Origin of the sequence: Pseudomonas sp. GM74, from assembly GCF_000282455.1 — a bacterium.
Taxonomy (GTDB): Bacteria; Pseudomonadota; Gammaproteobacteria; order Pseudomonadales; family Pseudomonadaceae; genus Aquipseudomonas.
In genome coordinates this window covers 20,133-42,393 of sequence record NZ_AKJG01000158.1, presented here as the reverse complement: position 1 = coordinate 42,393, position 22,261 = coordinate 20,133, and the positions used below count along the sequence as shown (strand labels likewise).

Below are 22,261 nucleotides of genomic sequence, written 5' to 3'. Positions count from 1 at the left end.
CGGCCGCGATAGTGAGTGGCCGCAGATTTCAGGGAATCTGTTTTTCCAGTCTTGCATATCCAGTGTAGGAGCGAGCCTGCTCGCGATTGCAATTTCAAGCCCATCACTGGGGGCGGGTCAGATCTGCCCAGTCGCGGCTACTGATCTCCTGCGATCCTGAAACCCGCGTACCACCAGATACAACAATGGCCCAATCGAAACAAACACTGCGGTGATCAGCAGATAAGGCACCAACGAAAGCACCGGCTGCCCGCGCTTTCGCGCATCCTGGTACATCCAGAGCCCCGCAAGCGTTGCCAGCAGGTAAAGGTCGATCACCACTTGTGCAGTATCGGGGCGTGACATCAGGCTGATGCCGAAGTCGATCAATGATTGTTCGGCCTGGAGCATCACTGAAACCGTGTAGCCGGCAAAAGCGATCAAGGCGATAAGGGGCAGGGCAATGGCTTTCATGTTTTCCTTCCTTGGGCAATGAATAGAACCGGTAGCCTATAGCGACCACCGCAAACTTGCCATTGACTTGCCATCAACGCCCGGCTAATTTCCAGTCATGACTTCCACTGTATTGCGCTGCCAGCCAAGCATTATTACCGCCATTCCTCATTTGGCGGGCTAGCTCACGACTGCAGCACCCAACCCGCCCTGGAGGCGGGTTTTTACTTTCTGTCTCCCGGACCCCGAACACTGTCAGGAGACGACCATGAGCTTTACGACCGACCAGCAAAGCCTGCTTGAACACTACGTCAAAAAAATCCTTGCCGCGCCGGTCTATGAACTGGCCGTGCGCACGCCATTGCAACCGGCGCCAGCCTTGTCCGAAGCCTTGGGCAACCAGATCCTGCTCAAGCGCGAAGACCTGCAACCAACCTTTTCCTTCAAGATCCGCGGCGCCTACAACAAGCTGGTGCAACTGAGCGAGGCGCAAAAGGCTCGCGGCGTGGTCACGGCGTCTGCCGGCAATCATGCGCAGGGTGTGGCACTGGCGGCGCGGGAACTGGGGATCAACGCCACCATCGTCATGCCCTGCACGACGCCCCAACTGAAGGTCATCGGGGTGCGCAGTCGCGGTGCCGATGCGGTGTTGCACGGCGAAAGCTTTCCGTTCGCCCTGGCCTATGCACTGGATCTGGCCGGAAAAACCGGTCGCACCTTCGTTTCGCCCTTCGACGACCCGGAGGTGATCGCGGGGCAAGGCACGGTGGCCATGGAAATCCTGCGCCAGCATCAGGGGCCGCTGGATGCGATCTTCGTACCGGTAGGGGGCGGCGGGCTGATCGCGGGCATCGCCGCCTACGTCAAATACCTGCGGCCGGAAGTTCGCATCATTGGCGTGGAGTCGGAGCATTGCGCGTGTCTGCAAGCGGCGATGCATGCCGGCGAACGGGTCATGTTGCCGAGTGTTGGCACCTTCGCCGATGGGGTGGCGGTGGCGCAGGTCGGCGCTTACGGTTTTGAGGTCTGCCGGTTTTGCGTCGATGAGGTCATGACGGTCAGCAACGATGAGCTTTGCGCGGCAATCAAGAATATCTACGACGATACCCGCTCGATCACCGAACCTTCCGGTGCGCTGGCGGTGGCCGGGATCAAGAAATACGTCGCGCAGACCGGTGCCTTGGGGCAGACACTGGTGGCGATCGACTCGGGTGCCAATATCAATTTCGACAGCCTGGGGCATGTGGCCGAGCGCGCCGCGTTGAGTGGCGCCCCGGCATGACGCCTGGACCGGTCTACAGCGGACGTCGCGAGGGTCCGCCGAATGGCCGGGTTATTCCTGAACGGCTTTCTCGACCTTGGTCGACGCCGACCAGATCCGGTAGCGCACTTCGATGTCCTTGGGCACGTACAGCACCAGCGGCAGTTTGCTGTTGTAACGCAGCAGGAAGCCGTCACCGACCACCGGTACAAAACCCTGTTTGCTCGTGCCGGCCGGGCAAGCCATCAGCGTGCTCATCGGCCCGATGACTTTTTCCAGGCGATAGAACGGATAACCCCAACCCTCGAGGTTCTTCTCTTCGAGAATGCCGCCCAGACGCGGGTTATTGCAGTCGACGGTCATCGTCTTACCGGCCAGAATCTCGACCTGGAAGTCGTTTTCCCGGGTCTGTGGCGCAAGGTGGATGACCTGGCGGGTAAACCCGCTTTCTGCCTTCGGATAGGGTGCGGTGTCTTCCAGTTTGGCGGCGTGCGCTACGCCGGCAAGCCCCAGTGCAACCAGCGCTGTGCAAGCGCTAATGGTCAAAGAATTCATGATGCCTCCTTGCTTGAAGTGAAGGGCGGCATTTTCACTGTCGTGTGCAGTGAATGCAAACCCGGGATCCCGGGTTGCTAATTGCAGGGTCGCCAGGGGCGCTTATTGCAAACTGCATGGCAGGCTTTACAGGTGATTCGACTAAATTCTTGAATTGCCGATGAGTTGCACCGCGAAACTCAGGGTATGTTTTATGCTGTATCTGTCCCTGAAGCTTGCCGGGATTTCAAATGAGCAAGCATTGATCGTCGGCAGTTTCATAAAGGAGGGAGTCGCCATGTTTCTTTCTGCCTTGGAAATTCGCAATATCATCGAAAGCAGTTTTCTGCCCAAGCGCTGCCAGTGCACCCTGTCACCGGATCTGTCGATGACCGTCAAGGTCTATGCAGACGGGCAAACCGATCAGCTCGATCTAATGGTCACTGGCATCGATGCCTCCGGACTCAATGGTTGCCGGGAAATAAACGAATTGATTGCCCAACTGCGTTCCAGACAACATCACGTCGAGGTCGAGCCGCACTCCATGTTGGGCAAAGCACTCTAGCCTGCTGTTTCGGGTTCCAGGGACATGCGCCGGGTCTGGAAGAACGCCAGGCCCAGCGCCAGTTCAAACCCGACCGCCAGCAAAATCCCCGGCCCGACATGGCCACTGAGCCATTCGGCAAAACCCAGCACGGCCAATCCCCAGCTGCCGACGACGAAGCCGAGGCTCAGGGCATTGCGGGTTGCGCAAGGGGGCGCGTTGCGAACCAGAAAAGAGAACACGCTCAACGCCCCAAACAGCACGGCGGTGCGTCGCGCGACCAATCCCACCGCGAATGAAAATTCGATGTCCCAGAACGACAATAACCATTGCGGTGTCAGGCCCCAGACCAGGCTCAGCACCAGACAGATGGCGGCGGTAAACATCGACAACGTGCGAAACGACAACTGCATGGCCAATCCTTGCGGGCAGAGAGGGAGGCGCTAGAGCATAGCGCCGCAACCCTCAAAGGAATACCGCCAAGTGCCAAATCAGACTTTTCAGTCAGCTCTGGTTCTCGCAAGCGTCGGAAAGTTTACGGTAGGAAATTTCTGCGGGTTTTCCCGAGTCATCGATGTACTTCATCTCGGCCGTCACCACTTTGCACTCCAGGGTGTCCGGCTCGGAAAGTGAAATCACTTTGCTGACATGCAATGGCATGCCGTAGTGATAGGGCGTGGCTTGAGAGTCAGTGGTGTCATTGGCCTGAGCCAGGCCGACAAACGCGGTGCAGGCGAGGGCGGTGGTAATCAGCAGGGTGCGAGTGTTCATCAACGATCTCCGGTGCGGACGGAATGTCAGTTCGATGTGTCGCTTGTCGAACTTGCCGCACTGGGCGTCAGAACAGTCTGAGGGCGTGCGGTCCAGTGAAGTGTTGGATCGCACGGTTAAGCGAGGGTTAACCCGGCTGGACACCGCCTGTCGCGGATGCGCGATCCTGTGTATCAGTTAAGACCATCGGGCGTCTGATGGAAAGTCATCGCGAACAAGGGTGGACACAAATGCTGTGAACGACCCGCAACCCTGTGGGAGCGAACTTGCCCGCGATGAGGCCTTCGAACTCAGCGCAAATCCAGTTGCTTGCGATAAGGCAGATCCGGCCCGGTCTTGCTGCACGTCAGTGCCGCCGCCCGCACCGCGAACTTCAGCATGTGGTCGATCTGCTCGCGGCCAAGTTGCTTCACGCCCTCCACTGAATCCAGCTGCTGTTCGGTCAACCAGGTAATCAGCGCCGCCTGGAAGGTATCGCCCGCGCCTACGGTGTCGGCGATTTTTACCTCACAGGCGGGAGTCGACCACGAACCGTGAACCCGGCTGAACACACTCGCGCCTTCGCCACCCCGGGTCAGGAATACCAGCTGACAGCGGTGCTGCAACCAGCCTTCGATCACCTGCGCCGGGTCCTGGCCGGGGTACAACAGATGCAGGTCCTCGTCGCTGACCTTGATCAGGTCGGCCAGCTCCACCAGCGTCGCGATCCGGTTACGCCACAGGTCGATGTCCGGCTCCGGGTTCAGGCGCACGTTCGGATCGAGGCTGATCAGGCGCCTGCCGCTTTCCCGGCGCACCAATGCCAATAGCGTGTCGGCAATCGGCTGCACCACCAGGGAAAACGAGCCGATATGCAGGCCGCGCACTTCAGGCCCGAGTGCCGGCAGGTGTTCCGGTTGCAATTGTCGATCCGCGCAGCCTTCGCCACGGAAGCTGTACTGCGGCGAGCCATTGGCCCCTACGGCGACCATTGCCAGGGTGGTCGGTGCGGTGAAATCCAGCAGGTAGTCCTGGCACACGCCTTCATCTTGCAACACTTGCAGCAGGCGCCGGCCCAGATAGTCGGTGGACAACCCGGCCAACAGCGCCGCATCCACGCCCAACCGGCGCAAGCCCACCGCCACGTTGAACGGCGAACCACCGGCAATGGCTTTGAAATTCACTTTGGAAGCCAGACCGCTTGCGTCGTTTTCACTGAAAAAATCGAACAGCGCTTCGCCACACACCAGGTACATAGTTGATCACTCTTTAATTAGGGTTGCGACTTGCTGTCGATAGCGTTCATACGCCTGTTGGCAGACGTGTACATTGTCGGCGACCGGCAGGGTTTCACTGGCCGGGTCGAGTTTTACGCAGCGCTCGCACAATTGCGCCAGGCTGTCTTCGCGCCCGTTAACCCGGGATACGCACCAGGCTGCCTGAATCCCCGCCCCTAAGGCCGCGGCCTCGCTTTGTTCGGTACAGATCACCGGTGTATCCATGGTGTCGGCGACGATCTGCCGCCAGACCGCACTTTTTGACCCGCCGCCGATCAGCCGAATGCTGCGGCTTTGTAAGCCATTGTGGCGCAGCAGGTCCAGTCCGTAACGTAAACCGAATGTCGTGCCTTCGACCACCGCGCGGCACAGGTTGGCCCGGGTCAGGTTGGTCATGGTCAAGCCCCACAGGCTGGCGCTGGCATAGGGCAGGGCAGGCACCCGTTCGCCGTTGAAGAACGGCAGCATGCAAACGCCTTCGGAACCGATCGGCGCTTGGGTAACGAGGTCGTTGAACTGATCGATATCGAGCTCCAGCAGGTCGCGAATCAGGCCGGTGGCATTGGTCAGGTTCATGGTGCAGATCAATGGCAGCCAGCCGCCACTGGAAGAACAGAAGTTGGCAACCGCGGCATCTGCGGCGACGTGCGGCTGATCGGCGTAGGCGTACACCGTGCCCGACGAACCGAGGCTCATGGTGATTGCACCAGGCTGGATGTTGCCGGTGCCGATGGCGCCCATCATATTGTCGCCGCCACCGCTGGAGACCAGGGCCTTCGGGTTGATGCCCAGGTGTTCGGCGATGCCCGGCAGAATCGTGCCAACCGGCTGGTGTGCATCGATCAACTCGGGCAGCGCGGCTTGCAGGCGTCCGCTGGGGTCGATGTCACGCAGCAATTGCAAATCCCACTGGCGCGTACGCACGTTGAAATACCCGGTGCCGGAGGCATCGCCGTATTCGCTGCAACTGCGGCCGGTCAGCCAATGGTTGAGGTAATCGTGGGGCAGCAAGATGCGGGCGATCCGGGAGAACACCTCGGGATGCTGTTCTTTGGTCCATAACAGCTTGGAGACGGTGTAGCCCGGCGCGATGACCACGCCGAGGCGCTCCAGCGAACCCTTTTCGCCGCCCAGGTGGGCCAGCAGTCGATCATTTTCCGGGGTGGTTTCGGTGTCGCACCAGAGTTTGGCTGCACGCAGCACCTTGCCCTGATCGTCGAGCAGCACCAGGCCGTGTTGCTGGCCGGAGACGCCAATGCCGAGAATCGACTGGCCATCGACTTTGGCCGCGAGCAAGGCGCGGCGGGTGGCGGTGGCGAAGGCTTCCAGCCACTGGTTAGTGTCCTGCTCGCGACGGCCATTGGCGCCGCTGATCAGGCTGTGGCTGGCCGCTCCCTGGCCGAGCACTTCACCACTCACTGCGTCAAGGATGATGGCCTTGGTGCCCTGGGTGCCGCAGTCGATGCCGAGGAAGAGTTGTTGGTTTGGCATAGTGGATCCTTGGATCATTCAACATAAATGTCGCCTGTCAGGCCGCCTTCGCGAGCAAGCCCGCTCCCACAGTAGATTTGTAGTGAACACAGTATTTGTGTTCGACAGCGTTTCAGTGTGGGAGCGGGCTTGCTCGCGAAGACGGACTGAGACTCGCCGCCACGTTTACGCCAACACTCGTTCCAGAGTCCGGGACACCCCCACCTCGCGCAAACTGTTGCAACACCACTCGAACGCCGCGACAAACTCCGGCGAGCGCGCAATGGCCGTACCGAAAATCTCCTCGACCGCCAGCAAGCGCTGGGTAATCAGCACGTCGTCGGCCACCAGTGCCTGGCAGAACGCCGCCCGCGGATCCGCAATCGAGTAGGTCTCGCCTTGCTCATCCACACCCTTGAGGTACAGCGCCCACGCCGCCACCACCAACGCCGTGCGCTTGGTTTCGCGGCCATCGGCGATCAAACGGTTGATGGTCGGTACGGTGAATTTCGGAAACTTTGACGAACCGTCCGAGCACACCCGTTCAAGCTGATCGGCAATCGCCTGATTGGAAAACCGCGCCAGCAGGGTGTTCTTGTATTCGGTCAGGTCGATTCCCGGCACCGCCGGCAGTTGCGGCGTCACGTCCAGGTCCATGTAGGCGCGCATGTAGCGCACGAACAGCGGGTCGTTCATGGTCTCGTGGACGAAGCGGTAACCCTTCAGGAAACCCAGGTACGTCAACGCCAGATGACTGCCGTTGAGCAGCTTGATCTTCATTTCTTCGTAGGGCGTGACGTCGTCGGTGAATTGCACGCCGACCTTTTCCCAGGCCGGGCGACCGTTGACGAACCGATCTTCCAGCACCCATTGCGCGAAGGGTTCGCAGACCACCGGCCAGGTATCGTCCACGCCATGTTGTTCCGCCAGTTGCAGACGGTGCCGTGTGCTGGTCATCGGCGTGATGCGGTCGACCATGGCGTTGGGGAAACTGACGTTGGCGTCGATCCAGTCGCGCAATTGGCTGTCGTGCAAGGCGGCGAAGGCCAGCAGGGCCTTGCGGGTGACGTCGCCGTTGTGGGGCAGGTTATCGCAGGACATCAGGGTGAAGGCCGCTGTGCCGGCGGCGCGGCGCCTGGCCAGAGCGGCACAGAGGAATCCGAACACGGTTTTCGGGGCGCCAGGGTGCGCCAGGTCATGCTGGATCTGCGGCGAGTGCGCCATGAACTCACCGGTGCTGTCGTCGATGCAGTAACCGCCTTCGGTGATGGTCAGCGAGACGATGCGGATCTCGGGGCTGGCCAGTTTGTCGATCAATGCCTGGGCACCGTCCTCGGCCAGCAGCATGTCGCGAATGGCGCCGATCACCCGGACTTCGGTGTCGTCGCTATCGCCGAGTTCGAACAGGGTGAACAAGTAGTCCTGATCCTTTAGATCGTCACGGGCACGGTGGTCTTCGGCGCGCAGGCCGACACCGCAGATGGCCCAGTCCAGGCCTTCCCCAGTATTCATCAAGGCGTCGGTGTAGTACGCCTGATGGGCACGGTGGAAACCGCCGACGCCGATATGCGCGATGCCTTGGCGGGTCTCGCCCAGGGCGTAGGCGGGCAGGACCACTTCAGGGGCGAGGCGGCTGAGGTTGTGTTTGTTCAGTTTCATCGCAGGCTCTCTGAAATCAGGCAGCAACGTGCAGCGGGCGGGTCAACGCCACGCCGTCGGCATCGAATAAATGGCAGTGTTGCGCATCCAGATGCAGGCTCAGGGTTTCACCGTAGCGGCTGGCCAGATCGCCGCGAACGCGCAGGGTCAGGGCTTCTGTGGATGCCGTCCGGACGTGGCAGAAAGTGTCGCTGCCCAGGCGTTCACTGACATCGGCGGTGACCTGCAGGGTGCAGTCGCCGGGTTTGGCCAGTTCCAGGTGTTCCGGGCGAATGCCCAGTGTCACCGCACTCCCGATGCTCAGATGCCTGCCGCTCAAGGGCAGGTTGATGCGGGTTCCGGCGTCCAACTGCACTTCACAGCCCTGATTGTCGACGCGGGTGACCTTGCCCTTGAGGAAGCCCATTTTCGGCGTGCCCAGGAAACCGGCGACGAAAAGGTTGGCCGGTTGGTGATAGAGATCCAGGGGCGAGCCGACTTGCTCGATCTTGCCGCCATTGAGTACGACCACCTTGTCGGCCATGGTCATCGCTTCGACCTGATCGTGAGTCACGTAGATCATCGTGGCTTGCAGTTCTTTGTGCAGGCGCAACAGTTCCAGGCGCATCTGCACCCGCAGGGCGGCATCGAGGTTGGACAACGGCTCATCGAACAGGAAGATTTTCGGGTTGCGCACGATGGCCCGGCCAATCGCCACGCGCTGGCGCTGGCCGCCGGACAGTTGCTTGGGCTTGCGCTCCAGCATCGGCCCCAGTTCGAGGATGCGCGCCGCTTCGCTGACTTTCTTCTCCACTTCGGCTTTCGCCACGCCGGCCAGGTCGAGGGCGAACGACATGTTCTTGCGCACGCTCATGTGCGGGTACAGGGCGTAGGTCTGGAACACCATCGCCAGATCGCGCTTGGCCGGGCTGACTTCGGTGATGTCGCGGCCGTCGAGTTCGATGGTGCCGCCGCTGACTTCCTCCAGCCCGGCGATCAGACGCAGCAGCGTGGATTTGCCGCAGCCCGACGGGCCGACGAAGACCACGAACTCCTTGTCGTTCACTTCAAGGTCGATACCCTTGATGATGGAAAAGCCTTCGAAGCCTTTTTGCAGATTCTTGATTTTCAGGTTGGCCATGGTGGCGCTCCTTTTGTGCTTATTCTTTTGGGGGTTATTTCACGGCGCCGAACGACAGGCCGCGCACCAGTTGTTTCTGGCTGATCCAGCCGAAGATCAGGATCGGCGCACAGGCCAGGGTCGAGACGGCCGACAACTTGGCCCAAAACAGCCCTTCGGGGCTTGAGTACGAAGCGATCAATGCGGTCAGTGGTGCGGCTTTCGACGAGGTCAGGTTCAGCGACCAAAAGGCCTCGTTCCAGCACAGGATCAGCGACAGCAGCACCGTGGATGCCAGGCCGCCCTTGGCGATGGGCAGCAACACCCGGAGCATCTCCTGGGCCAGCGTCGCGCCGTCCAGCCGCGCGGCTTCGAGGATGTCCCTGGGGATGTCCTTGAAGTAGGTGTAAATCATCCAGACCACGATCGGCAGGTTGATCAGCGTGTAGATCACGATCAGCGCGATCCGCGTATCGAGCAGGCCGAAACTCTTGGCCAGCAGGTAGATCGGCATCAGCACGCCCACCGGTGGCAGCATTTTGGTCGAGAGCATCCACAGCAGGGTGCCTCTGGTGCGCTGGGTTTCGTAGAACGCCATGGAGTAGGCTGCCGGCACCGCGATCAACAGGCACAGGGCCGTGGCGCTGAAGGAGATCACCACCGAGTTCCAGGCAAAGCTGAAATAGTCGCTGCGCTCGTTGATGTGCAGGTAGTTCTCCAGCGTGGGCATGAAGATGAATTGCGGCGGCGTGGCGAAGGCATCGATTTCGGTCTTGAAACTGGTCAGTACCATCCAGAGGATCGGAAAGAAGATCACGATCGCGATGGCCCAGGCCAACGTACCGAGCAGCAGGCTTTGCAGGCGACGGGATTGTTGAAGAGTCATGGCAGGCCTCAGGCTTTGTCGGTCAGGTTTTTGCCGATCATCCGTATCAGGATGATCGCGGCGATGTTGGCGATGACCACGGCGATAAGGCCGCCCGCCGAGGCCATGCCGACGTCGAACTGCACCAGCGCCTGGTTGTAGATCAGGTAGGCGAGGTTGGTCGAGGCGTAGCCGGGGCCGCCGTTGGTGGTGGTGAAGATTTCGGCGAACACCGAGAGCAGGAAGATGGTTTCGATCATCACCACCACTGCAATCGGCCGTGCCAGGTGTGGCAGGGTCAGGTGCCAGAAAATCGCGATGGGTCCGGCACCGTCCAGACGTGCCGCTTCTTTCTGTTCCTGGTCGAGGGACTGCATGGCGGTCATCAGGATCAGGATGGCGAAGGGCAGCCATTGCCACGAGACAATGATGATGATCGACAGCAGCGGGTAATGCGCCAGCCAGTCCACCGGTTGCGCGCCGAACAGCTTCCAGACGTAGGCGAGAATCCCCGACACCGGATGGAAAATCAGGTTTTTCCAGATCAGCGCGCCGACGGTGGGCATGATGAAAAACGGCGAGATCAGCATCACCCGCACGATGCCGCGACCGAAAAACTCACTGGCCTCAAGCAAAGCACTGATCAGCACACCGAACACCACACTGATCAGCAGCACGCTGCCCACCAGCAACAGGGTGTTGGTGGCGCCGGGCAGGAAGCCCGAGTCGGTGAGGAAGTAGGTGAAGTTTTCCAGGCCGACGAACGCGTTATCGCCGGGGTTGAGCAAGTTGTATCGAATCGTCGAGAAGTAGACGGTCATACCCAGCGGTACGATCATCCACAACAGCAGCAAGGCCACCGAGGGGCTGACCAGAAACCAGCCGGGATTGGCCACGCGGCTTTTGCGCTGCGGTTGGACAATGTCCATGTGAGCTTTTGCAGTTGATGTATTCATGGCGTTAAACCGATTCATTCAGACCTATGAGGATCCAATGTGGGAGCGGGCTTGCTCGCGAAGGCGATGGTTCAGTCACGAATATTTGGCGGATGCACCGGCCTCTTCGCGAGCAAGCCCGCTCCCACACAAGGCAAGAGCAGGGAAGTGCGGGGGTTACTTGGGATAACCCGCACGCTTCATTTCGCGTTCGGTGGTTTGCTGGGCCGCCGCCAGCGCCTGGTCGACCGTGGTCTGGCCGATCAGCGCCGCCGAGAAGGATTTACCGACCTGGGTACCAATGCCTTGGAACTCGGGAATGGTTACCAACTGGATGCCGATGTACGGCACAGGCCTGGCGCCCGGATTGCTCGGGTCCGCGGCCTTGAGCGATTCCAGCGTGACCCTGGCGAACGGCGCCGCACTCAAGTACGCCTCACTGTAGGTCGAGGCCCGGGTGCCCGGCGGCACGTTGGCGATGCCGTCTTTTTCCGCGACCAGTGCGCCGTATTCTTTGGACGTGGCCCAGGCACTGAAGGTTTTCGCCGCGTCCTTGGCCTTGGAACTGGTCGGAATGGCCAGCGCCCAGGAGTACAACCAGGCCGACCCCTTGTCAGTGGCCTGATGCGGCGCATAAGTGAAGCCGACGTGATCGGTGACTTTGCTCTGGGACTTGTCGGTGACGAATGAACCGGCGACGCTGGCATCGACCCAGATCGCGCATTTGCCGCTGTTGAACAACGCCAGGTTTTCGTTGAAGCCGTTGCTCGACGCCCCCGGCGGGCCCGATTTCTTCATGGTGTCGACATAGAAGTTCAGCGCGTTTTTCCATTCGGGACCGCTGAATTCCGGCTGCCATTTCTCATCGAACCAGCGCGCGCCATAGGCGTTGGCCACGGTGCTGATCAACGCCATGTTCTCGCCCCAGCCAGCCTTGCCCCGCAGGCAGATGCCGTACTGTTCCTGCTCGGGTTTGTTCAGTTTGGCGGCGAATTCACCGATCTGCTCCCAGGTCGGGCGCTCGGGCATGGTCAGGCCGGCATCCTTGAACAGGTCGGTGCGGTAGTAGGTGATCGAGCTTTCGGCATAGAACGGCAGGGCGTACAGCGAGCCTTTGACCGACAGACCTTCGCGCACCGACGGGAACACGTCGTCGAGGGCATAGCTGGCCGGCAGATCCTTCATCGGCTCAAGCCAGCCCTTGGCGCCCCAGAGTGCGGCTTCGTACATGCCGATGGTCAGCACGTCGAACTGCCCGCCCTGGGTGGCGATGTCGGTGGTCAGGCGCTGGCGCAGGACGTTTTCTTCGAGGACCACCCAATTGAGCTTGATCTGCGGATGCTCGGCCTCGAAGCTTTTCGAGAGCTTTTGCATGCGGATCATGTCGCTGTTGTTGACGGTGGCGATGGTCAGGGTCTGTGCGCCAAGGCTGACGCTGCTGAGGGTCATGCAGGTGAGGGCAAGCAGAGCTTTTACCGAAGGTTGCATCGTGCACTCCTTTTCTGCACCCGGCGGGATACAGAAGGACAGTTATTGTTTTTGTGTCTTCCGAAAGCAGGAAGAATGTGCACTGATTACAACCTTCAATGGCGGGCGAGACAAATCATCCATCGCACTTTGATCGATACTTTTTTGCACTGAACTTTAGGGGGGTAGACGCAAGGAAGGGGTTTTCAGCGATGGGGCGATATTCAATCCGTACAGGTTTCGAGCTTGGCTACGACCCCTTGTGGGAGCGGGCTTGCTCCCACATTTGATCGCATCTAGCCGAGGTTTTGCTCGGTGAGTCGCTGTACCACCAACCGCCGGTAATGCGAAGGCGTCATACCCTTGAGTTGCTGGAAGCGCCGATTGAAGTTGGAAATATTGTTGAAGCCCGATTCGAAGCAGACATCGGTCACCGGTTTGTCGCCATCGGCGAGCAACTCGCAGGACTTGCTGATGCGCAGGCGATTGACGAATTCGATGAAATTGCGCCCGGTGGCCTGTTTGAAAACCCGGCTGAAATAAGTCGGTTTCATGCCCAGGTGTTCGGCGACTTCCTCCAGCGTCAAGTCCCGGGCGTAATGGGCGAAGATGTAATCCACCGCGCGGTTGGTGCGATCGATGTTGTTCTCGTCGGCCAGTTGCGGCGTCGTCGCGCCGGAGAGCAATTGGTAGTCGTCGGTGGCCGCAAGTAACTCCAGCAGAATGAAAAAATGCCCGAGACGGGTCGCACCGGTGGTATCGGCGATGCGCTGCATCAGATCCATCGCCTTGGCGATGGTGTGCTTGCAGCGAAACTCGATGCCGTACTGCGCGCGTTCCAGCAAGGGCGCCAGAGCCTTGAGTTCGGCGAACACCTGATAGCCGCTGTCGAACAACTCATCGGTGAAGTTGACCAGCATGTCGCGCTTGGGCACCACTTCATCCTGGGCCACCTGGCTGATCCAGTTGTGGGGCAGGTTGGGGCCGGTCAGAAACAGGGATTGCGGATAGAAGTTGCCGATGTAGTCGCCGATGAACACCTTGCCGGAACTGGCGACGATCAGGTGCAACTCGTATTCCTTGTGGAAATGCCAGCGCACCAGCGGGCAGGGGAAACCATGCTGGCGATAGATGATGGACAAGCCATTGTGGTCGTCCATCAATTCATAGGACGGATCGGTGACTCTGGCGGTGCGGGTCATGTCAGGGCGCTTGTGTTGTTATTCCGTCCTGATCATGCCTCTTGACTGAGGGATAATGCTACTACCGGCTGAGTGCCTGCTCCTGCAAGACACGCTCAAGGAGGGCGCGCTACTCCTGATTAAGCCGGTTCTTCGCCTCGATCCATTGCGCCATGTATTGAGTGCTCTTGTGCTGGTGATGACGCAGCATGCTGCCGGTAAAGTTATCTCGTCTTATGTTTGCCACATCCCGTTGGCAATCGACCAGTCGCTGGATCAAGGCCGGGCCGTGAACGGATTTGCTGTAGCGGCTGGCAAGCAGGGTTTGCCCGTGCGCCTGGGCGTTCAGCCAGCGCGTCTTGTCGTTGTGCAGTTGCACGGCATGATCGGCGAACTCCCGTGCCGAACGGGTCACTGCACCGGGCCATGCCTCCTGGCCATGCATCGCCTCGGCACCCACAGGCGTCGTCACATTCGGTGTGCCACAGAGCATCGCATCGACAATCTTGCCCTTGATTCCAGCGCCAAAACGCAGAGGCGCCATGCAGACCCGCGCCGACGACATGACTTGCAGAGCGTCTTCTGCCCAGTCCATGACATGAAAACCCTGGGCCGGATTATGCAGGGCAGTCGCCTTGGGTGGTGTGTAGGCACCATAGATATGCAATTGAGCGCCGGGTATCTGCTCGCGAATCAGCGGCCAGATAGCGGTTTTCAACCAGAGCACCGCATCCCAGTTGGGCGCATGGCGAAAGTTGCCGATATGAAGAAAGTGGGCCCGGTCTTCAAATGGTACCGGCGCACGGGTCGGTACATCGACCATCAACGGGCACCAGTGCAACAGGCTGCGCGGGACCCTGAACTGATCGACCAGCAATTCGATTTCCACTTCGGAAACCATCAGCGTCAAATCACAACGATAAAACGAGGCGATCTCGCGCTTCGCCATATCGGTATTGGCCATGTGCTCGAACTCTTCGCGCGACGCCGGGGCGAACAGGTCGCTGAAGTCATTGTTGTCGTCACTGGCTTTCAGGCGCTCCTTGAGGCGTTGATGCCGGCCCTGCCTTAGGCTTTGCAGATCGCAACTTTCGAGCACGCGCAAGGCATCGGGGCAATACTTCTCGACCCGCCAACCGAACTGTTCCTCCATCATGAATTGATCGAACAACACGATGTCCGGCGCCAGTTCGCTGATGAATGCGTCGAAACTGCTGTTGTTCAGCTCAATGGGGACTTCGTCAATACCCAGCGCCGTCAGGTCTGCGCGTTGCTCGCCGAAGCCTGCCGGGCTGCTGAACGTGATGTCCCAGCCTTGTTCCAGGAAAGTGTCGAGAATCTGCATGACATGCCCGCTGGCCGCGGAAGAGCGGGGCTCGGGCCAGACGTAACCAATGACCAGGACTTTGGTTGCGCGGGGCAAAATCATTTACGGGAATTCCTTGAAGCGAAGACAGGGCAGGGACGAAAAAGGTGCGCATTAAACCATAGCGCAGCGCAGGGTCATCCGAGAATGGCTTTGACATTGTCGCGCAACTGATCAATGGAGAAGGGTTTGCCAATCACGTGCATATCGACAGGGACTTCGATGCTTTCGGCATAGCCGCTGGCAAACAGGATGGGCAGGTTGGGGCGTAACGTACGGGCGAGGATGGCCAGTTCGCGGCCGTCCATGACCGGCAGGCCGACATCAGTCATCATCAGGTCAATGTGTTGGCTCGCGTCCTTGAGCGTCTCCAGCGCCTGTTCGCTGCCATTGGCTTGCAGCACCTTGAATTCCAGTTCTTCGAGTACGTCAACGATCAGCATGCGCACGATGGCATCGTCTTCGACGACGAGGATGGTGGAGGCGTTGGCGGATGACATGGTCGAATTCCTGAAAAAGATTGGCATTGCCGGGCGCTGGAAATCACCGGTTTCTTGCATGAGTAAGTGGCGGATCCCGACAAGTTCCCTGCGTGATGGAAAAAGGATTGTCGGTGCAGGCCAGGCAAGGATAACGCGGGCGCAGCGCATTTAGGACCTTGCGCGCAAACATGTCAGATAATTGGATCAATGTACCAGTTTTGGGGCAAACTCCTTGCATTCTGACAGTTCGACAAGGCCTGCCCCATGACCTCAGCGTCCTCGGTTGATGAGCAACGATTTCGTAAACTGCTGAGCCGCAACATCAGCCTGCCCTTGGGTCTGGGTCTCATCAGCGCCGTGTTCTTCGTGTCGCTGATCACCTATTTACTGTCGACGATCCAGTGGGTGGAGCACACCGACCGAGTGATCAATAACGCCAATGAAGCGGTCAAGCTGACCGTGGATCTGGAAACCGGGATGCGCGGTTTCCTGCTCAGTGGCGATGAACACTTCCTCGATCCCTACGAAACCGCCAAGCCGCGCATCGCCGTGGAGCTCAACTCCTTGCTCGAACTGACCGCCGACAACCCGGCGCAGACCGATCGCTTGCTACGGTTGCAGGCCTTGCAACAGGAGTGGACCCACTACGCGCAATCGTTGATCGATTTGCAGCGCAGCGGCGGCGATTATCGCGCCGTGGTCAAGGCCGGACGCGGCAAACGCCTGACCGATGAAATTCGCAAGCAGTTCGAGGCGGTGATCGACGCCGAGCAACAGTTACGTGCATCGCGCAATGATGAAGTGCGCCGTACCACAATCATGAGCATCAGCCTCTACCTGTTGTTCATCGCCGGGGTCAGCGGGTTGCTGGCATATGTCGGGCGCCGCGACTTGATGACCCTGTCGCAGAACTACGGCGTCAACCTTGCCGCCCAACAGGCCAGCGCCCATCGTCTGGAGCAACAGGCCTGGCTGCGCAACGGCCAGACCGAACTGGCCGAGCAGGTGCTGGGGCAATTGAGCCTGAGCATGCTGGGCCGCAACATCCTGCAATTCTGCGCGCAGTACCTGGGCAGCGCCGTGGCGGCTATTTATGTGCGCGAAGACCACGGCGGCCTCAAACGCATTGCAACCTACGGGTTCTCTCGCGAACAGGAGGAGCGTGAACAGCAGATCTGCAGCGACGAAGGCATTGTCGGCCAGGTGGCGCAGCAGGCACGGCTGATTCGCCTCGATGAGGTGCCGGGAGACTACTTCAAGGTCAGCTCCGGCCTTGGTGACGGGTTGCCCCGCAGTGTGCTGGTGGTGCCAACCAGCGACGACGAGCGGGTCAACGGCGTGATCGAATTGGGCTTTTTGCGTCCACTGACGGACCGTGATGTTGAATTACTCGACTTGATAGCCGGCAACATCGGCACCTCGATCGAGGCAGCACGCTATCGCCAGCGTTTGCAGGAGGTGTTGGCCGAAACCCAGCAGCTCAATGAAGAATTGCAAGTCCAGCAGGAAGAGCTCAAGACCGCCAACGAAGAGCTCGAAGAGCAGTCGCGGATTCTCAAGGAGTCCCAGGCGCACCTGGAAACCCAGCAGGTGGAACTGGAGCAGACCAACGAACAGCTCGCCGAGCAGGCAGAAGTACTGGCCGAGCAACGCGACGCCATGGACCTGAAGAATACCGAACTCAATCAGGCCCAGGTCCAGCTCGAAGAACGCGCGATAGAATTGCAGCGCTCGAGCAAGTACAAGTCGGAATTCCTCGCCAACATGTCCCATGAACTCCGCACGCCGCTCAACAGCTCGTTGATCCTGGCCAAGTTGCTGGCGCAAAACCAGGAAGAAAACCTCACTGCCGAGCAAGTCAAATTCGCCGAGTCGATCTACTCCGCCGGCAATGATTTGCTCAACCTGATCAACGACATTCTGGATATTTCCAAAGTCGAGGCCGGCAAATTGGAGATCCGTCCGGAGAACACCAGCGTGGCGCGGCTGGTGGATGGCCTGCGCGGCCTGTTCCAGCCATTGGCCACGGACAAACAACTGGATTTCCAGGTGGATATGCACGACGGTGCGCCGCTGATGCTGTTCACCGACCGCCAGCGCCTGGAGCAAGTGCTCAAGAACCTGCTGTCCAATGCCGTGAAGTTCACGGAAAGCGGCAGCGTCAGCCTGTCCGTCGCCACGGTGCCGAATGACGGCATCGCGTTCAGCATCCGCGATTCCGGAATCGGCATCGAGGTCGAGCAGCACGAAAGCATCTTCGAAGCGTTCCGTCAGGCCGATGGAACCACCAACCGGCGTTACGGAGGCACCGGGCTGGGGTTGTCGATCTCCCGTGACCTGGCGGCCTTGCTCGGCGGCTCCATCAGCGTGAGCAGCACGCCGGGGCAGGGCAGTGTATTTACCCTGGTCTTGCCACAGCAATACGTGGACCCGGGCGATGTGCCTGTCGAGCCGATGCGTGCCACTCCCGTCGCGGCGCCGAGGGTATCGCCGCCCACGTTGTCGCCACTGGTGGCCGAAGTCGACATTGCGCGTTTCGACGATGATCGCAACAAGGGGCCGTTCACCACCCGCTGCATTCTGGTGGTGGAGGACGAGGCGAATTTTGCCCACATCCTCTACGACCTGGCCCATGAACTGGGTTATCAGTGCCTGGTGGCCCACGGCGCCGACGAAGGCTACGAGCTGGCCAAGGCGTTCATCCCCGATGCGATCCTGCTGGACATGCGCCTGCCGGATCATTCCGGCCTGACCGTGCTGCAACGCCTGAAGGAGCACGCCGAGACCCGGCACATCCCGGTGCATGTTATTTCAGTCGAGGACCGGGCCGAGGCGGCGATGCACATGGGTGCCATCGGCTATGCGGTCAAGCCGACCTCCCGCGAGGAACTCAAGGACGTGTTTGCACGTATCGAGGCCAAGCTGACCCAGAAGGTCAAGCGTGTGCTGCTGGTTGAGGACGACGACTTGCAGCGCGACAGCATTGCCCGTCTGATCGGCGACGATGACATCGAGATCACTGCCGTTGGCCTGGCGCAAGAGGCGCTGGACCTGCTGCGCACGTCGGTCTTCGATTGCATGATCATCGACCTCAAGCTGCCGGACATGCTCGGCAATGACCTGCTCAAGCGCATGTCCACCGAAGACATCTGCTCTTTTCCGCCGGTCATCGTCTATACCGGGCGCAACCTGACCCGCAATGAAGAGGCCGAACTGCGCAAGTATTCGCGTTCGATCATCATCAAGGGCGCACGCTCGCCAGAGCGGTTGCTGGATGAGGTGACGCTTTTTCTGCACAAAATCGAATCACGGTTGTCCGATGAGCGGCAGAAGATGCTCAAGGTCGCCCGCAGCCGCGACAAGGTCTTCGAAGGCCGCAAAGTGCTGCTTGTGGATGACGATGTGCGCAACATTTTCGCCCTCACCAGCGCCCTGGAGCAAAAGGGCGCAGTCGTGGTCATTGGCCGCAACGGCCGCGAAGCGATTGAACGACTCAATGAGGTGCAAGATATCGATCTGGTGTTGATGGACGTGATGATGCCGGAAATGGATGGCTTTGAAGCCACCGTTGAAATCCGCAAGGACCCGCGCTGGCGCAAGCTGCCGATCATCGCGGTGACGGCCAAGGCCATGAAGGACGATCAGGAGCGCTGCCTGCAGGCCGGCGCCAACGATTACCTGGCCAAGCCCATTGACCTGGATCGCCTGTTTTCGCTGATTCGGGTGTGGTTGCCGAAGATGGAACGGATCTAGTGGAGCGCAATTTTTCAATGGAGCGAAACAGCGAAATCGAGTTGCGATTGTTGATCGAGGCGATCTATCTCAAGTACAGCTACGATTTTCGCGATTACTCCGGCGCTTCGATCAAGCGCCGGGTCAACCATGCGTTGAGCCAGTTCGAGTGCAATACCATCTCGGCGTTGCAGGAAAAAGTCCTGCACGATCCCGCTGCGTTCATGCAACTGCTGCAATTGCTGACCATTCCGGTCAGCGAGATGTTTCGCGACCCTTCGCACTTCTTGGCTATCCGCAAGGAAGTGGTGCCGCTGCTGCGAACCTACCCCTCGATCAAGGTGTGGATCGCCGGATGCAGCACCGGTGAAGAGGTGTACTCGATGGCCATTCTGTTACGCGAAGAGGGCCTGCTCGACCGTACTATCATCTACGCGACCGACATCAATCCGCGCTCGCTGGAAAAGGCCAAGCAAGGGATTTTCTCGATGGAAAACGTCCGCGCCTACACTGTCAATTATCAGCAGGCCGGTGGCCAGCGTTCGTTTGCCGACTACTATACGGCGGCCTATGGGTACGCGATTTTCGACAAGACACTGCGCGAGAACGTGACCTTCGCCGATCACAGCCTGGCGACGGACAGCGTATTCTCGGAAACTCAATTAATTTCATGTCGTAACGTATTGATTTATTTTAATAAAACACTTCAGGATCGAGCATTCGGACTGTTTCATGAGTCCCTCTGCCATCGCGGTTTTTTGGTGCTGGGCAGTAAGGAAACCCCGGATTTCTCAGCCTTCGGCAATCAGTTCGAGCCGTTGGTCAAACAAGAACGGATTTATCGAAAATCATGAACAGTGCAACGAGCTTACCGGCGATCGAAGCGATCGTGATCGGTGCTTCCGCCGGTGGCGTCGAGGCGCTGTTGAACATTCTCGCCCCGCTGCGCGAAGGCTTTGCACTGCCGATCATTGTCGTGCTGCACATGCCGGACGAGCGCCGTAGCCAACTGGCGGACGTGTTTTCCCGCCGGGTTGCCCTGCCGGTGCAGGAGGCATGCGACAAGACCCCGGTCGAGGCCGGAACGCTGTATTTCGCCGCGCCCGGTTATCACCTGTCGGTGGAGCAGGACCGCAGCTTTTCCCTGAGCCTGGAGCCTCGCGTGCATCATTCGCGACCGGCCATCGATTACCTGTTCGAATCGGCCGCCGATGCGTACGGCGCCAATCTGGCTGCGGTATTGCTCACCGGCGCCAACTGCGATGGCGCGCGCGGCCTGACCCTGGTCAAGCAGCGCGGCGGCATGACCGTTGTGCAAGACCCGCAAGAGGCTCAGGTCGCCACCATGCCCCAGGCCGCGCTGGATATGCACCAGCCGGACCACATACTTCCCGTATGCGGCATCGGCCGTTTGCTTGTCGAGCTGGAACGAATCGCATGCTGAGTAATATCAAGGCCAAACTGCTGATCGTGGACGATCTGCCGGAGAACCTGCTGGCGCTCGAGGCGCTGATCAAGCGTGAAGACTGTATCGTCTACAAGGCGCTGTCCGCCGACGAAGCCTTGTCCCTGCTGTTGCAACACGAATTCGCCTTGGCCATCCTGGATGTGCAGATGCCCGGCATGAACGGCTTCGAGCTGGCCGAGCTGATGCGTGGCACGGAAAAGACCAGGAACATCCCAATCGTTTTCGTCAGCGCCGCCGGGCATGAACTGAACTACGCGTTCAAGGGCTATGAAAGCGGTGCCGTGGATTTCCTGCACAAGCCGCTGGACATCCAGGCGGTCAAGAGCAAGGTCAGTGTGTTCGTCGACCTGTATCGCCAGAGCAAGGCGATGAAGGAACAAGTGCTTGCCCTTGAACAAAGTCGCCGCGAACAGGAGACCCTGCTCAAGCAACTGCAAAATACCCAGCTGGAACTGGAGCAGGCGGTGCGCATGCGCGATGACTTCATGTCCATCGTCGCCCACGAAGTGCGCACGCCGCTCAACGGCCTGATCCTTGAAACCCAGCTGCGCAAGATGCACCTGGCCCGGGACAACGCCGCCGCCTTCACCCTGGACAAGATGCACGCGATGGTCGACCGCGACGAGCGGCAGATCAAAAACCTCATTCGTTTGATCGAAGACATGCTCGATGTCTCGCGCATTCGCACCGGCAAGTTGTCGATCCGGCCGAAGCGCGTAGACCTTTCGACGCTGGTTCGCGACTTGTTGCACAACTTTTCCCAGCAGATCGATGCCGCCGAAGCGTCGGTCTCGCTCGATACCGCGCAACCGGTGATCGGAAACTGGGACGAGTTTCGTATTGAACAGGTCATTTCCAACCTGTTGACCAACGCCTTGCGCTACGGGGCCAAGAGCCCGATCTCGGTGAAGGTCTACAGTGAAGGTGGCCAGGCGCTGGTGGACGTGCAGGATCAAGGGATCGGTATCAGCGAGGCAAACCAGAAGCGGATCTTCCAGCAGTTCGAGCGGGTATCGGCCAGGCACGTCGTTGCCGGGCTGGGCCTTGGGTTGTTTATTTCAGAACAGATTGTGGCCGCCCATGGCGGTACTATTACCGTCCAGAGCAGGATTGGCGAAGGCGCCTTGTTTCGCGTTTGTCTGCCGCTGTAGGAAAACAGCCAGGTAAACGCAACCTCTGATCGACCCCACGGTCGTATCAGCAGCAATTGACCGAACAAAGGCTTCCCATGAGCGAAGATGCACAAGATGTAGTACTCGTCGTCGAGGACGATCCCTCGATTCTGATGGTGCTGTCCGCATACCTGTCGGGCGAGGGTTACCGCGTATTGCAGGCCGAAAACGGCGAACAGGCTTTCGAGATCCTGGCGAGCAAACCGCACCTGGACATGATGATCACTGACTTCCGCCTGCCCGGAGGAATCTCCGGCGTGCAGATCGCCGAGCCCGCCGTGAAGCTGCGACCGGAACTCAAGGTGATTTTCATCAGCGGCTATGCCCAGGAAATCCGTGAGACCGACAGCCCGATCACGCGCCAGGCGCCGATCCTGGACAAACCCTTCGATCTGGATAAGTTGCAGGAATTGATGCAGGACATGCTTTCGTAAGCATTCAGGCGCCGATCATCTCCCTGACCTTCGCCGTCAACAGGTCAAAGGTACGCGGCTTGGTGATCATCCCTGCGCGCACCGCCGCAACGGGCTAACTGGACACTTGCCCCCTGGCCAGGACGACGGTTCA

General features: G+C 59.5%; 21 protein-coding genes. 7 read left to right on the top strand and 14 right to left on the bottom strand.

Translation table 11 applies throughout. The features are described 5' to 3' along the window. Positions 1-117 precede the first annotated feature (117 nt). Positions 118-453: a DUF2834 domain-containing protein gene (locus PMI34_RS02420; RefSeq protein ID WP_008053697.1), complete on the bottom strand. Its 336-nt coding sequence runs from the start codon at positions 451-453 to the stop codon at positions 118-120. A gap of 247 nt (positions 454-700) precedes the next feature. Between PMI34_RS02420 and ilvA the strand changes: the two genes are divergently transcribed. Continuing rightward, a complete protein-coding gene (gene ilvA / locus PMI34_RS02425; protein ID WP_008053695.1) occupies positions 701-1,714 on the top strand; it encodes a threonine ammonia-lyase, biosynthetic in 1,014 nt (337 codons plus the stop codon). A gap of 51 nt (positions 1,715-1,765) precedes the next feature. On the opposite strand, the gene eco is transcribed toward ilvA, so the two are convergent. Next, entirely contained in the window at positions 1,766-2,248 is a 483-nt protein-coding gene (gene eco, locus PMI34_RS02430; RefSeq protein WP_008053694.1) for a serine protease inhibitor ecotin, read from the bottom strand. Positions 2,249-2,525: 277 nt separating this feature from the next. Here eco and PMI34_RS0127570 point away from each other — a divergent pair, with 277 nt between their 5' ends. Continuing rightward, entirely contained in the window at positions 2,526-2,792 is a 267-nt protein-coding gene (locus PMI34_RS0127570; RefSeq protein WP_032829917.1) for a DUF1652 domain-containing protein, read from the top strand. Here PMI34_RS0127570 and PMI34_RS02435 read toward each other — a convergent pair. The 12 genes from PMI34_RS02435 to PMI34_RS02490 form a co-directional block, all read right to left on the bottom strand. After that, positions 2,789-3,184 (bottom strand): hypothetical protein, encoded by a 396-nt coding sequence (locus tag PMI34_RS02435; protein WP_008053689.1) that lies wholly within the window; start codon positions 3,182-3,184, stop codon positions 2,789-2,791. The two genes, PMI34_RS0127570 and PMI34_RS02435, sit on opposite strands and share 4 nt — an antisense overlap. Positions 3,185-3,275: 91 nt before the next feature. Further along, positions 3,276-3,542 (bottom strand): DUF2790 domain-containing protein, encoded by a 267-nt coding sequence (locus PMI34_RS02440; protein WP_008053688.1) that lies wholly within the window; start codon positions 3,540-3,542, stop codon positions 3,276-3,278. A gap of 290 nt (positions 3,543-3,832) precedes the next feature. Beyond that, positions 3,833-4,777: a carbohydrate kinase family protein gene (locus PMI34_RS02445; RefSeq protein WP_008053687.1), complete on the bottom strand. Its 945-nt coding sequence runs from the start codon at positions 4,775-4,777 to the stop codon at positions 3,833-3,835. A 6-nt stretch (positions 4,778-4,783) separates the two neighbouring features. Beyond that, a complete protein-coding gene (gene xylB / locus PMI34_RS02450) occupies positions 4,784-6,289 on the bottom strand; it encodes a xylulokinase (protein WP_008053686.1) in 1,506 nt (501 codons plus the stop codon). A 165-nt stretch (positions 6,290-6,454) separates the two neighbouring features. After that, positions 6,455-7,927: a mannitol dehydrogenase family protein gene (locus tag PMI34_RS02455; protein ID WP_008053685.1), complete on the bottom strand. Its 1,473-nt coding sequence runs from the start codon at positions 7,925-7,927 to the stop codon at positions 6,455-6,457. 16 nt (positions 7,928-7,943) lie between these two features. Beyond that, positions 7,944-9,047, bottom strand: coding sequence for an ABC transporter ATP-binding protein (locus PMI34_RS02460; protein WP_008053684.1), 1,104 nt, complete (start codon positions 9,045-9,047; stop codon positions 7,944-7,946). A 34-nt stretch (positions 9,048-9,081) separates the two neighbouring features. Beyond that, positions 9,082-9,912 carry a carbohydrate ABC transporter permease gene (locus tag PMI34_RS02465; protein ID WP_008053683.1) on the bottom strand — a complete coding sequence of 277 codons (831 nt, stop codon included), beginning with the start codon at positions 9,910-9,912 and terminating at the stop codon, positions 9,082-9,084. 8 nt (positions 9,913-9,920) lie between these two features. Beyond that, positions 9,921-10,820: a carbohydrate ABC transporter permease gene (locus PMI34_RS02470; protein ID WP_238538839.1), complete on the bottom strand. Its 900-nt coding sequence runs from the start codon at positions 10,818-10,820 to the stop codon at positions 9,921-9,923. A gap of 183 nt (positions 10,821-11,003) precedes the next feature. Next, positions 11,004-12,314, bottom strand: coding sequence for an ABC transporter substrate-binding protein (locus PMI34_RS02475; protein WP_008053681.1), 1,311 nt, complete (start codon positions 12,312-12,314; stop codon positions 11,004-11,006). A gap of 275 nt (positions 12,315-12,589) precedes the next feature. Then, entirely contained in the window at positions 12,590-13,495 is a 906-nt protein-coding gene (locus tag PMI34_RS02480; RefSeq protein WP_008053670.1) for an AraC family transcriptional regulator, read from the bottom strand. Positions 13,496-13,604: 109 nt separating this feature from the next. Next, entirely contained in the window at positions 13,605-14,903 is a 1,299-nt protein-coding gene (locus tag PMI34_RS02485; RefSeq protein WP_008053669.1) for a glycosyltransferase, read from the bottom strand. 74 nt (positions 14,904-14,977) lie between these two features. Continuing rightward, complete coding sequence (locus PMI34_RS02490; RefSeq protein WP_008053668.1) at positions 14,978-15,340, bottom strand: response regulator; 363 nt, start codon at positions 15,338-15,340, stop codon at positions 14,978-14,980. Between the two features lie 246 nt (positions 15,341-15,586). Between PMI34_RS02490 and PMI34_RS02495 the strand changes: the two genes are divergently transcribed. The 5 genes from PMI34_RS02495 (at position 15,587) to PMI34_RS02515 (ending at position 22,128) form a co-directional block, all read left to right on the top strand. Continuing rightward, complete coding sequence (locus PMI34_RS02495; RefSeq protein ID WP_008053666.1) at positions 15,587-19,075, top strand: response regulator; 3,489 nt, start codon at positions 15,587-15,589, stop codon at positions 19,073-19,075. Between the two features lie 17 nt (positions 19,076-19,092). Next, positions 19,093-19,908 (top strand): CheR family methyltransferase, encoded by an 816-nt coding sequence (locus tag PMI34_RS02500; protein WP_008053665.1) that lies wholly within the window; start codon positions 19,093-19,095, stop codon positions 19,906-19,908. After that, positions 19,905-20,498, top strand: coding sequence for a chemotaxis protein CheB (locus PMI34_RS02505; RefSeq protein ID WP_008053662.1), 594 nt, complete (start codon positions 19,905-19,907; stop codon positions 20,496-20,498). Before PMI34_RS02500 ends, PMI34_RS02505 begins: the two co-directional genes overlap by 4 nt. Beyond that, positions 20,492-21,673 carry a hybrid sensor histidine kinase/response regulator gene (locus PMI34_RS02510; RefSeq protein WP_008053661.1) on the top strand — a complete coding sequence of 394 codons (1,182 nt, stop codon included), beginning with the start codon at positions 20,492-20,494 and terminating at the stop codon, positions 21,671-21,673. Before PMI34_RS02505 ends, PMI34_RS02510 begins: the two co-directional genes overlap by 7 nt. A 77-nt stretch (positions 21,674-21,750) precedes the next feature. After that, positions 21,751-22,128, top strand: coding sequence for a response regulator (locus PMI34_RS02515; protein WP_008053659.1), 378 nt, complete (start codon positions 21,751-21,753; stop codon positions 22,126-22,128). Positions 22,129-22,261: the final 133 nt, after the last annotated feature.